Raw genomic sequence first — 11,463 nt, 5'->3', positions numbered from 1 at the left:
CGAACCCGGAAGCTAAGACCTGGCACGGCGATGGTACTGCACCCGACAGGGTGTGGGAGAGTAGCACGCCGCCGCACCCACACTTCACACGAAGAGCCCACCACCACGGCGGGCTCTTCCCATATCCAACCCAAAAACAAAACACCCATATATGCCTTCGCCTTTTCGCGAAGGCATGATGCATCGTATGGCCCTACAATGGAATACGACAGCCATTGTCCTGTCGTGGACGGATCACGGCAGCCATCGAATCGGGGAATGATGCGTAAACGTGTGACGCTCAAGGAGATCGCCAAGGAGGCCGAAGTGTCGCCGGCGGCGGTCTCGCTCGTACTCAACAACAAGCCGTCGCGCATCGCCAAGGAGACGCAGCAACGCATCCGGGACATCGCCGCGCGGCTCAACTATGTCGTCAATGAGAACGCGCGCAGCCTCGTCACGAGCGAGACGCATCTGATCGCGCTCATCGTCCCGGACATCGAGAACATGTTCTTCGCGTCGCTCGCGCGGCATCTCGAGGAGGCGTGCCACGAAGCCGGCTATGCGCTGTTCCTGTCCAATTCGAACGATCTGCGCGCGAACGAAAGCGCGCTGATGTCGAACTACCTCGCTCGCGACATCGACGGGATGCTGCTCATCCCGTCACTGGAGTCGTACCGCCACACACGGCAGCTGCAGCGGCAGATCGCGGACGCGCATTGCCCCGTCACGCTCATCGACCGTCTCGTCACGGCGCGCATCTGCGACGGCGTCGCCTTCGACAACACGCAGGGCGGCAGGCTCGCGGCGCAACGGCTGCTCGAGGCGCGCCATCGTCGCTTCGCGTGCATCAGCGGGCAGGCCGATGACGTCAACGCGGGCAATCGCATGCGCGGATTCGTCGATGTCCTGCACGGCCATCACATCACCGACGATGACATCCTGGTGCTCAACGGCAACTACCGTTTCGGCAGCGGCTATGCACTTGCGGACCGTGTGCTTGATTTCGGCGCGACCGCGCTGTTCTGCTGCAACGACCTGATGGCGATGGGCGTCATGCAGCGACTCGCCGAGCTCGGCCTGCATGTGCCGGAGGCGTTGTCGATCATCGGATACGACAACATCCTGCGGCGCTTCGGCATGGCGTCCAGGCTCACGACGATCGAGCAGGATGTGCACAAGCTCGCTGTGAGCAGCTGGGAGTGCCTGTACCGCCATATCCGGCGGCATGACACCGGGAAGGATTGCGTCACGGCGACGCGGACGTCGCTACTCACCCCGCAGCTCGTCGCCGGCGAGACAGTCGCATAGGCGGCGCGTCATGCCCGGCGGCATCGACGCCGGAAGGGGACACGCCGCTTCCATTCTTCTTTTGGCAGAACCTCGCACGATGGTCTATGATGAACGTAGTCCTTTGATAAAACGTTTTATCAAAGAGCGGCAGCCAACAGTTCAACTTCGTCGACGACGACGTGGTATTTCAAGGAAGAAGGAAGGACGAAGCGATGAAGAAGCTCATTTTGGATCTGGACACCGGTGTCGATGACACGCTTGCCATCTCCTACGCGTTGGGCAGCCCGGAAATCGAACTCATCGGCATCACCGGCACCTACGGCAATGTGCTCATGGAGCAGGGCGTGCGCAATGCACTCGCGATAACCGACCTGCTCGGACATCCCGAGGTCCCGGTATACAAGGGTCTGCCCCATGCGAGCACGAAGGATTCGTTCGAAGTGCTCCCGGTCTCCTCGTTCATCCACGGGGACAACGGCATCGGCGACGTCGCCATCCCGGATTCGGACCGTGAGGCCGAAAGCGAGCCGGCCGTCGATTTCATCATCGACGCGGCGAAGACCTACGGCGACGACCTCGTCTATGTGCCGACGGGTCCGCAGACGAACATCGCCGCCGCGTTCAAGAAGGCGCCGGAGATCGCCGACCAGCTCGGCTCAATCGTGTTCATGGGCGGTGCGCTGACGGTGCCGGGCAACGTGAACGCGTGGACTGAAGCCAACATCTCGCAGGATCCGGATGCCGCGGACTACGTATTCCGCCACACGAAGAATGCGACGATGGTCGGCCTCGACGTGACGCTGCAGACGCTGCTCACCTACAAGGAGACGCGGACCTGGCGCGATCTGGGCAATGCGGCGGGCACGTTCCTCGCCGACATGACCGATTTCTACATCAAGGCCTATGAGACCACGGCGCCGCACCTCGGCGGCTGCGGGCTGCACGATCCGCTCGCCGTCGGCGTCGCCGTCGATCCCACGCTTGTCACCCTCCATCCGATCAACATGAAGGTCGACGTCGAGGGTCCGACCCGCGGCCGCACGATCGGCGACGAGGAGCGTCTCAACGATTCACACAAGACGATGGGCGTCGCGCTCGGCGTCGATGTGCCGAGGTTCCTCGATGAATTCATGACCCGCATCACGAACGTCGCGCGTCAGGCCGTCTGAGCCCCGCGCCTCCAACCGCAATCATTCCCGTATCACACAAGGACCAATCATGAGTGCCACAATTGACAATGCCGTCAAGCAGGACGCGCCGGATCTCGAAGCGCAGAACAAGATGGCCGTGCACGCCCTCATCCTGCTGCTCATCACCTTCATCCTCGGCACGCTGTGCCTGCAGGGCTTCAACCTGGTGTTCACCAACATCGGCAACGACGTCGGAGCGCCGGAACAGGCGGCGCTGATCACGAGCCTGCCGAGCATCGTGCTCGGCATCGTCTGCTTCATCTACGGTTCGCTCGGCGATTTCGTCTCGCTCAAGAAACTGATCGTATTCGGCCTGGTCACGCTGTTCGTGGGATCGTTGTTCGGGTTCATCGCGAACTTCTTCTTCACGAAGAACCTGTGGACGGTGATCATCGCCCGTATGCTGCAGACCGCGGGCGAGCAGGTCTCGGGCTCCGTCTATCTGGTCATCGCCACGAAGTACCTGAAGAAGGAACTCAAGGTGATCTTCTTCGGCCTGTTCACGGCCGGCTACCAGATCTCCGCGGCCATCGGCGTCTTCGCCGCCGGCCTGCTCACCTCGATCGCATGGCAGTACCTGTTCCTCATCCCGGCCGTCACCATCGTGTTCCTGCCGTTCCTGCTGCACCTGCTGCCGAACCACCGCGGCGGCTCGCAGCATGTGGACTGGGTCGGATTCGTCATCTTCGGCCTCGCCTCGGCCTTCCTCTCGCTGTTCTTCTCGTACAACAAGTGGTGGATGCTTGGCGTGTGCGCCGCGCTGTTCGTGATCTTCGCGGTGTACATCAACAAGGCCGACGATCCGTTCATCACACCGGCGTTCTTCAAGAACACGCGCTGGCTCGCGGGCATCATGCTCATCGTGCTGTTCTACTTCACCAACTACTGCGTCTCGCCGATCTTCAACAGCATGGGCGGCGCGCTGTACGACATGGACGTGACGCAGGTCTCCCAGTACATCGTGTGGGCCTTCATCGTGGCCGCCGTCTTCGGCACCACCTCGGGCTGGATTGTCGGCAAGATCGGCCGCACGCCGGCCATCGTGCTCGCATCGCTGTTCATGATGTGCGGATTCGTCGGTTCGGCGCTGTGCGTGAACACGAACTTCACGCTGCTCACGGTCTTCGCCTGCGTGTTCTACGCCGGCTGCGGCCTGATGTACTCGCCTGTCGTCTCCACCGTGCTGGACACGCTGCCGGTCGATGAGTCCGGACGCGGCGTCGGCATGAACGATCTCGTGATGAACGTGACCGCCTCGATCGGCATCGCCGTCTTCGGCGCGCAGCTGGGCGCGACCACGCTCGGCGGCGGATCGCTCATCGGCGCGACCGGCCCGGCCGCCGTCTATTCGAACCTGCTGCTCATCGCCGCCGGCGTCGTCGCCCTCGGCCTCATCTGGTTCATCGTGTTCCACAAGAGGATCTACGCCGGTGAGAGCGCACAGGAACAGAAGACCGTCGACCAGCCGCAGGAGGTCCTGGAGGTGCTCGACCCCGTCAAGTGACGTGGTCTGGGGCGTCCCCGCCGATATGACGAGCGGACGCCCTGTCCTCCGATGCAACGCCCGGCCGAGAGCACGGCACAATGAACGCACAGGAAAAAGGAGAGCTCATGAACACCGCACAGACACTCGATCTGCTTGACCGCATCCATGGTTCGGTATCGGTCGTCGGATCGATGAACGCGGATTACACCGTCACCACCGAACGTCTTCCCGGGCCGGGCGAGACGGTCACCGGAGGGCCGTTGCAGGTGCTGCCCGGCGGCAAATCGGGCAATCAGGCCGCCGCGGCGGCGAAGCTCGGCGCCACGGTCCGCATGTTCGGGGCCGTCGGTTCCGACGCCAACGCCGATTTCCTGCTCGGCAGCCTCGCCGACGCCGGTGTGAACACCAACGGCATACGCAAGGTGCTGGGCCCCAGCGGCACCACCGTGATCACCGTGGACTCGACGGGAGAGAACACGATCGTCTACTCGCCGGGGTCCAACGCCAACGTCAGCGTGGAATACGTGGAATCGCAGCGGGATCTGCTCACCGCGTCCTCGGTGCTCGGCCTGTGTCTGGAAAGCCCGTTGGAGACGGTGACCGCATGCGCCAGGATGTGCCATGAGGCCGGTGTCAAGGTGCTCGTCAACGATTCGCCCTTCCTGCCGCAGCTGCCCGCCGAGCTCATCGCCAACGCCGACATCCTGCTCGTCAATGAGCATGAGCTCGCACAGCTGCTGCACATCGAAGAACCCGAGGACGACGACTGGGACGGCTTCGATTGGACCTACGCACAGGGCAGGCTGCACGACTTCGGATTCCGGCAGGCGATCGTCACGCTGGGCGGCGACGGCTCGGTCGTGCTCGATGAGGACGCGCAGGAACCCATCGTCCGCATCCCGCCGGTGCGTGTGGCCGCCGTGGACACCACCGGTTGCGGCGACTCCTTCATGGGCACCGTGCTTGCGGCGCTCGCCTCCGGCATGACGCTGCGGGAGGCCGCGCGGCTCGCCTCGTACGTATCCGCCTATGCGGCGACCGGCTACGGGGCGCAGGCGTCCTACGGCACGAGCGTGCAGATTCGCGACATGTTCGCGTTGAAGCGCTGAGACAAACGGTCGTATGGATGAGGGCGGCCCGTCCCAATTGGGACGGGCCGCCCTCATCCATACGACCGTTTGTCACGCGTAGATGTTGCGTGTGCGCATGTCCTCGGGCAGTCCGTTGAGCAGATTCGAGACGGAACGCGATTCGAAGACCGAACGGATGCCGGCGGCGAGCAGCGGCGCCGTCGAAAGCACCGTCATGTTCGGCAGTCGCTTCTCCTCGGGGATCGGCACCGTGTCCATCAGCACGATCTCCTTCGCGCCGCTGTCGCGCAGACGCTCGACGGCCGGTCCGGACAGCAGGCCGTGCGTCGCGACGAGCGTGACCGACTTCGCGCCGTGCTCGTGGAGCGTGCGGACGGCCTCGCAGATCGTGCCCGCCGTGTCGATCATGTCGTCGACGACGACGCAGTCGCGGCCCTTGACATCGCCGATGATGCCGTGGGCGACCGCATGGTTCGGACGCGTCGTGTCGCGGGTCTTGTGGATGAAGGCGAGCGGCAGGCCGCCGAGCTTCGCCGCCCACTGCTCCGAGACCTTGATGCGGCCGGCGTCGGGGGAGACGATCGTCGTGTTGTCGAGCGGCAGACGGTTGCGCATGTAGCCGAGCAGCACCGGCATCGCCGTCAGATGGTCGACCGGGCCGCTGAAGAAGCCCTGCTCCTGCGCGGCGTGCAGGTCGACGGTCATGACGCGGTCGGCGCCGGCCGCCTGCAGCAGCGAGAACATCAGCTTCGCCGTGATCGGTTCGCGGCCCAGATGCTTCTTGTCCTGACGCGAATAGCCGAAGAACGGCGCCACGACGGTGATCGAACGCGCCGATGCGCGTTTGGCGGCGTCGATCATGATGAGCTGCTCCATGATCCATTTGTTGATTGGCTGCGTATGCGCCTGCATGATGAACACGTCGGCGCCGCGGACGGGCTCGGTGAACCGCACGTACATCTCGCCGTTCGCGAAGTCGTAGGCCGTCGTTGGCAGGACCTCGGTGCCCAGATAGTGCGCGGTTTCCTCAGCTTGTTCCGGATAGGCGCGTCCGGTGACGAGTGCGAGTCGTTTATCGGGTGTGCCTTCGAGAACTGCAGACATGGTTCGCCTTTCAAATGCGTGGGAGTACCCGTGGTTCAAGCAACACCAATATAACAATGTGGCTGTATGTGCGGCGGCCGCCGTTCGGCCCATGGCGCGGTGCGAAGGGCGCTGCGCGAGGTCTTGCGCGGCGAAACGCGCGGAAGCGGAGGCGCATGCGCCGGCCGGAGGTGTCCTCCTTTGCGGCTATGCTATGAAAGTTGCTCTGAATCGGGCGTGCCGCAACGGCGCCCCGGGACACGGCACAACGCATACACACTCCTGTCACGGAACGTCCGTGGCCGAAAGTCCGAAGGAGGTGGGTGATGTCTGCGCATAAGTACGAAATGATGTTCATTGCCGATCCTGAACTGGATGATAACGGTCTGAAGAAGCTGACTGATCAGCACATGGAGATCGTCACCAAGGAAGGCGGTTCCGTCGAGAACATCGATATCTGGGGACGCCGCAAGCTCGCTTACGAGATCGATGGCAAGAACGAAGGCAACTACGTCGTCGTGACGTACAGCTGCGAACCGCAGGTCAGCGACGAGCTTGACCGCGTCATGAATCTGAACGAAGCGATCGTTCGCACGAAGATCATCCGTAAGTAATTCCGCTGTAGGGTTTTTGCACAAGGATAGGCAGGCAAGACATGGCAGGTGAAACCATCATCACGATCACGGGCAATCTGACCCGCGATCCGGAACTGCGCACCGTGGGCAGCGGCTCGACGGTCGTCAACTTCACCATCGCTTCGTCCACGCGTACGTTCAACCGGAACACCAACCAGTGGGAGGACGGCGACACGCTGTTCATGAACTGCTCGGCGTGGGATTCGGCACGCACCTCGCTTGCGTCGAACATCGCGAACACACTGTCCAAGGGCATGTCCGTCATCGCTCAGGGCCGTCTGACGCAGCGCTCGTATCAGGCGCAGGACGGCTCGCAGCGCACCGTCGTCGAGCTGCGCGTCGAGGACATCGGTCCTTCGCTGCGCCGCGCGACCGCGCAGGTCCAGCGCCAGTCCGCGAGCTCCGGCTTCGTCGGCAACCAGCAGGGTGGCTACAACAACGCCCCCGCCGGCAATGCGAGCCGTGGAGGATATCAGGGCGGAGCCGCCTACAACGGCGGCGCGAGCAGCTATGGCGCTCCGCAGCAGCAGGCTCCGGCCACCGATCCGTGGGGCGAGTCCTCGCAGTCCTCGGGCTCGAGCTTCGGCAGCTTCGGGACGAGCGAATTCGGCGGCAACGGCGACGAGGACGATTTCTAAAGCCCCGGGTCGCACACCGAACCCAACATCCGCAATACCACAGCACCACATCATTTCATTTGTAAGGAGACCATAGATGTCACGCAAGAGGCCGCAGCCGCCGGTGAAGCCGTTCAAGAAGAAGCCGAACCCGCTCAAGGCTGCCAAGGTTACCGAGATCGATTACAAGGACGTCGCGCTGCTGCGCAAGTTCATCTCCGATCGCGGCAAGATCCGTTCCCGTCGCATCACCGGCGTCACCGTGCAGGAGCAGCGCGAGATCTCGAAGGCAATCAAGAACGCCCGCGAGATGGCCCTGCTGCCGTACGCCACCAACGGCCGCTGATTCTAGGAGGAGTTGAAGATGGCAACCACCAAGGTTATTCTCAAGCAGTCCGTCAACAATCTGGGCCATGCCGGCGACATCGTCGAGGTCAAGCTCGGCTACGCCCGCAACTACCTGATCCCGCAGGGCTACGCCCTTGCCTGGTCGAAGGGCGCCGCCGCTCAGGCCGAGGCCATGAAGCGCGCCCGCCTCGCCAAGGCCGTCGCGACCCGTGAGGGCGCCGTCGAGGCCAAGGGCATCATCGAGGGCATCGCCGTCGAGATCCCGGCGAAGGTTTCCGAATCCGGCAAGCTCTTCGGCGGCATTTCGAACGAGCAGATCGCCAAGGCGCTCGCCGACAAGGTCGCGGTCGATTCGAAGGCGATCACCGTCGAGTCGATCAAGACGACCGGCGAATTCCCGGCCACCGTCGCCCTGCACCCGGAGATCACCGCGAACTTCTTCGTGAAGGTCGTCGCCGAGTGATGCGCCGGCCGCATGGACGGCGTCCGATCCGTGCCATGCGGCCATCCACAGACCTGATACCGTCTGAGCTTAAGCAATGAGGAAGCCCCTCGCAGCCGATTCGCTGCGAGGGGCTTCCTTGTATTGCGCGCACGCTCAGTCGTCGCTGTCGTCGAGCTCGATCGTGAGCTTGTCGCCGTCCACGCTGAAGATGCCGGACATCGCCGACAGCGTCGTGCTGCCGTCGTTCGGTTCCCAGCCGTCCGAGCTCCTGTATTCGTAGGTGTACTTGACCTTGATGCCGTAGTCGGTCTGGAACGTGCCGTAGTCGGTGTCCACCTCCACCTGCGGGTAGTCGGTGACCGACCATGTGAAGTTGCGCATGTTCTTATCGTCGCCATAGGAGTACGCGCTGAACGGACAGCCTTTCGGCTCGAGATCGGTGGATTTCTCGCATTCGTCGATCTTCTCGTTCACCTTCTGCTGGATCGCCTCGGTCAACGCGTCGGTGGCCTCGACGGAGAGGACCGTGCGCGAATCCGACGACGATTCATCGCCGCTCGCGACGATCTGCGAGGCCTCCGACGTCAGATACTTCGACTTGCCGGCCGACACGCTGTAGGTGCCCGGGTACACGGTGAACGACCAGATGCCGTTGTCCGTGCCCTTCGCGTTCTTCTCGGTGACCTCGACGCCGTTGACGGCGAGCGCCGAGATCGCCTCGGGCTTCGAGACGAAGATCGTCGTCGTCATCGGCTCGGCGACGCCCCAGTCGGTGAAGAACAGCGCCTTGCTGCCGCGCTTGATCATCTTGAGGTCATGGGTGACCTCCTTGCCGTCGAGCGTGTACGAGACGGTGACGATCTTCGAATTGCCGTTCGCCTTCTCCCTGATGACCTGCGCGTTGGAGATGCGGCCCTCCTTCGGCACGGCGTCATTGGACAGCAGCTTCATCTGGTCGTTCTTGACCTGCGGTTTGGCGATGCCGTTCGCGCCGTTGAAATCGCCCGATTCGATCGCCGCGATGTACTGCTTCGCCGTGGCCGACGCGCTGAAGGTCGACGAATTGAGCGCCGAGAAGACGATCGACAGGATGATGACCAGACCGACGGCGACGCCGCCGATGATGAGCCACATCTTCGTCTTCGGCGACATCGGCTTGCGTGTCGCGGCGACCGTCGCGGCGCCAGGCACGGCGGGCGCGATCAGGGAGTCGCCCGACCTGGGCATCGCAGATATGCCGCCGCGAACAGGCGCCTGCGGGGCGCCGGGAACGGGCGTCGCGAAGGCTTCGGTCGCGCTCGCGACGCCGGCCTGCGCTGCCATCGTCACCGATTCGGCGAAGACGACCTCGTGCGGGTCGTGGCGCGTCGAACGCAGCCCCGGACGCACGGTGCCGCCGACGAGAACCGGCCAGATGCCGGTCAGCGACTGGATGACGGTCGGCCCAAGCAGACGGGCGACGACTTCGATGATGAAGGACCACAGCGCCGCGATCAGGCAGAACCACAGCGCCGGCACGATCTGGTAGGTCATGCCGGAGGAGCTCGAGATGCCACCGCCGCCGCCCTGTACCGCCATGAACAGATACGGTGTGATGAGCCAGAACGCCAGCCAGCACGCCGGCGCCTGCCAGCAGAACCTCCAGTCGGCGTAATACGGGTCGTAGGCGTTGCGTGCGGCGGCGCGCAACGCGACATAGAAGCCGCACAGCAGATAGAGGACGAACATCAGCCACAGGGCCCAGGTGTAATCGAAGGTCGCCATCGCATCGGAGCCGAACAGCGAGATCGATATCGGACTCGCGCCGGTGGAACCGAACTCGATGGCGCCGAAGGAGCCGATGACGACGCTCCAGGCGCCGAGCGCCGGCAGCACGAGCGGAAGGAAGGCCCACAGCGGTCCCGCACCTGATGTGAGGCCGCTCATCTTCGACGATGCGACGATCATGACGATGAGCGCGACGACGGTCGACACGACGACGTAGCAGGCCGCCGTTTCGACGACGGTGCGCCGGAAGCCGCGGACGCGATGTGACCAGGTCCATGCGGCGGTGAAGACGTTCGACTCGTCGGCGGTCGTGTCGGCGAGGAAATAGCCGATGAGCGCGCCGACGGTCGCAAGGACGAACACCATCGCGAAGGTGCGGAACGTCGCTCCGGACACGGTGATGAAGTTCGTATCCTCGGTATAGGAGTAGCGCATGATCGCGGTGAGCAGCAGCATGACGAGACCGGAGACGATGCCGACGGCGAAGGCGCTGACGACACCGACCCAGCGGAAGCGGATCGCCGCCCTGCGCGCCATCAGGAACGCGCCGAACGCGCATCCGATGGCGAGCGCATAGCCGATCCATGACAGCGGCACGGAGGCGGAGGCGGAACCCACCACGCTACCGCCCATCCCCATTTTCGCGGTGATTGAGCCGGAGGCTCCAAGCGCGAGATAGACGCCCAGACGATGGAAGAAGTTGAGATTGGTCAACGGTTCGCTCAGATCGGCCGAGTCGATCAGATTCTGCAGCATGCTCCACGAAATGAGCATGCCGAGCAGCGCCATGACGATCGCGGCGCCGATGCCGATGCCGGCGGAGGTGCCGAAGGCGGCAAGCTGCTGCGGCGTGATCTGCACCGGCGCCTTTGGCGTGACCGGTTGGGGTGCGGGCGCGGCGCCCATCGGAGCGCCCGGGACGGGTGGCACGGCCGGGGTTGCTGGAGCCGCCGGCATAGCCGGAGTGACGGGAGCGGCTTGCGGTGCCGGTGCTGGCTGAGGGCCGGGTGGAGGCGCAGCGGGGTAGGAGGGGGCGGCTGGCGCCGCCGGCTGCGGAGGAACGGCGGTTTGCGTCTGCTGGTTCACCGGCGTTCCGCACGACGGGCAGAACTGCGAACCGGCCGGGACGATTGAGCCGCATTGCGGACAATACATCTGGGTGCTCCTTCTCTCTTTATTCAACGGGGTGTCCCCATAGTGCCGATTGTAATGCAGAGATCCACGCACAACGGCGAATTGGGGCATATGGTCCATATATGAGGTCCATATTATATTTGGAAGGGGAAGGAACCGGAAGGACTCCTTGAACGAACGGACGATGCCGACCGCTCCGACGGCGGCCTTGAGGAAGGGAAGTGACCGAGCATGCAATGTCCACAATGCCAACAGCAGGTCGGGGACGGGGAAGGCTTCTGCTGGAACTGCGGCGCACGGCTGCAACAGGGAACGGCGATGCCGGACGCGACGCGCGTCGCTGGCATAACTCCGCCGTCCGTGGCGCCGCCTGCGCCGCGAGCGGCGGCGAGCGG

At 63.8% G+C, this 11,463-nt stretch carries 10 protein-coding genes and 1 pseudogene; 8 read left to right on the top strand and 3 right to left on the bottom strand.

Translation table 11 applies throughout. From position 1 onward, the window contains the following. Window positions 1-258 precede the first annotated feature (258 nt). The 4 genes from D2E22_RS09160 to D2E22_RS09145 all read left to right on the top strand — a co-directional run bounded on the left by D2E22_RS09160 (window position 259) and on the right by D2E22_RS09145 (window position 5,057). Entirely contained in the window at window positions 259-1,290 is a 1,032-nt protein-coding gene (locus tag D2E22_RS09160) for a LacI family DNA-binding transcriptional regulator (RefSeq protein ID WP_241218366.1), read from the top strand. 194 nt (window positions 1,291-1,484) lie between these two features. Next, window positions 1,485-2,441 (top strand): nucleoside hydrolase, encoded by a 957-nt coding sequence (locus D2E22_RS09155; protein WP_126032802.1) that lies wholly within the window; start codon window positions 1,485-1,487, stop codon window positions 2,439-2,441. A 49-nt stretch (window positions 2,442-2,490) separates the two neighbouring features. Beyond that, window positions 2,491-3,966 (top strand): MFS transporter, encoded by a 1,476-nt coding sequence (locus tag D2E22_RS09150; RefSeq protein WP_126032801.1) that lies wholly within the window; start codon window positions 2,491-2,493, stop codon window positions 3,964-3,966. Between the two features lie 107 nt (window positions 3,967-4,073). After that, on the top strand, window positions 4,074-5,057 hold the full coding sequence (locus tag D2E22_RS09145; protein ID WP_126032800.1) for a ribokinase: 984 nt from the start codon (window positions 4,074-4,076) through the stop codon (window positions 5,055-5,057). Between the two features lie 72 nt (window positions 5,058-5,129). Here D2E22_RS09145 and D2E22_RS09140 read toward each other — a convergent pair whose 3' ends face one another. After that, window positions 5,130-6,143 (bottom strand): ribose-phosphate diphosphokinase, encoded by a 1,014-nt coding sequence (locus D2E22_RS09140; protein WP_126032799.1) that lies wholly within the window; start codon window positions 6,141-6,143, stop codon window positions 5,130-5,132. 305 nt (window positions 6,144-6,448) lie between these two features. On the opposite strand from D2E22_RS09140, the gene rpsF reads away from it, so the two are divergent. The 4 genes from rpsF to rplI all read left to right on the top strand — a co-directional run bounded on the left by rpsF (window position 6,449) and on the right by rplI (window position 8,185). Continuing rightward, window positions 6,449-6,736, top strand: a complete 288-nt coding sequence (rpsF, locus tag D2E22_RS09135) for a 30S ribosomal protein S6 (protein ID WP_024540213.1) — start codon at window positions 6,449-6,451, stop codon at window positions 6,734-6,736. A gap of 41 nt (window positions 6,737-6,777) precedes the next feature. Further along, on the top strand, window positions 6,778-7,395 hold the full coding sequence (locus D2E22_RS09130) for a single-stranded DNA-binding protein (protein WP_126032798.1): 618 nt from the start codon (window positions 6,778-6,780) through the stop codon (window positions 7,393-7,395). A gap of 76 nt (window positions 7,396-7,471) precedes the next feature. After that, complete coding sequence (rpsR, locus tag D2E22_RS09125) at window positions 7,472-7,720, top strand: 30S ribosomal protein S18 (RefSeq protein ID WP_024540215.1); 249 nt, start codon at window positions 7,472-7,474, stop codon at window positions 7,718-7,720. Between the two features lie 18 nt (window positions 7,721-7,738). Then, window positions 7,739-8,185 (top strand): 50S ribosomal protein L9, encoded by a 447-nt coding sequence (gene rplI, locus D2E22_RS09120; RefSeq protein WP_126032797.1) that lies wholly within the window; start codon window positions 7,739-7,741, stop codon window positions 8,183-8,185. Between the two features lie 135 nt (window positions 8,186-8,320). Here rplI and D2E22_RS09115 read toward each other — a convergent pair whose 3' ends face one another. Beyond that, entirely contained in the window at window positions 8,321-10,795 is a 2,475-nt protein-coding gene (locus D2E22_RS09115) for a hypothetical protein (protein ID WP_241218364.1), read from the bottom strand. A gap of 228 nt (window positions 10,796-11,023) precedes the next feature. Then, window positions 11,024-11,089: pseudogene (locus tag D2E22_RS11020) on the bottom strand (zinc-ribbon domain-containing protein); the annotation flags it as partial. Between the last annotated feature and the right edge of the window lie 374 nt (window positions 11,090-11,463).

The organism is Bifidobacterium castoris (assembly GCF_003952025.1).
GTDB lineage: Bacteria > Actinomycetota > Actinomycetes > Actinomycetales > Bifidobacteriaceae > Bifidobacterium > Bifidobacterium castoris.
This window is presented reverse-complemented; position numbering and strand designations above follow the sequence as displayed.

Bases quoted from the DNA above. Each gene is read 5' to 3' on its own strand.
- D2E22_RS09160 (WP_241218366.1), top strand. From the start codon at position 259: ATGATGCGTAAACGTGTGACGCTCAAGGAGATCGCCAAGGAGGCCGAA.
- D2E22_RS09155 (WP_126032802.1), top strand. From the start codon at position 1,485: ATGAAGAAGCTCATTTTGGATCTGGACACCGGTGTCGATGACACGCTT.
- D2E22_RS09150 (WP_126032801.1), top strand. From the start codon at position 2,491: ATGAGTGCCACAATTGACAATGCCGTCAAGCAGGACGCGCCGGATCTC.
- D2E22_RS09145 (WP_126032800.1), top strand. From the start codon at position 4,074: ATGAACACCGCACAGACACTCGATCTGCTTGACCGCATCCATGGTTCG.
- D2E22_RS09140 (WP_126032799.1), bottom strand. From the start codon at position 6,143: ATGTCTGCAGTTCTCGAAGGCACACCCGATAAACGACTCGCACTCGTC.
- rpsF (WP_024540213.1), top strand. From the start codon at position 6,449: ATGTCTGCGCATAAGTACGAAATGATGTTCATTGCCGATCCTGAACTG.
- D2E22_RS09130 (WP_126032798.1), top strand. From the start codon at position 6,778: ATGGCAGGTGAAACCATCATCACGATCACGGGCAATCTGACCCGCGAT.
- rpsR (WP_024540215.1), top strand. From the start codon at position 7,472: ATGTCACGCAAGAGGCCGCAGCCGCCGGTGAAGCCGTTCAAGAAGAAG.
- rplI (WP_126032797.1), top strand. From the start codon at position 7,739: ATGGCAACCACCAAGGTTATTCTCAAGCAGTCCGTCAACAATCTGGGC.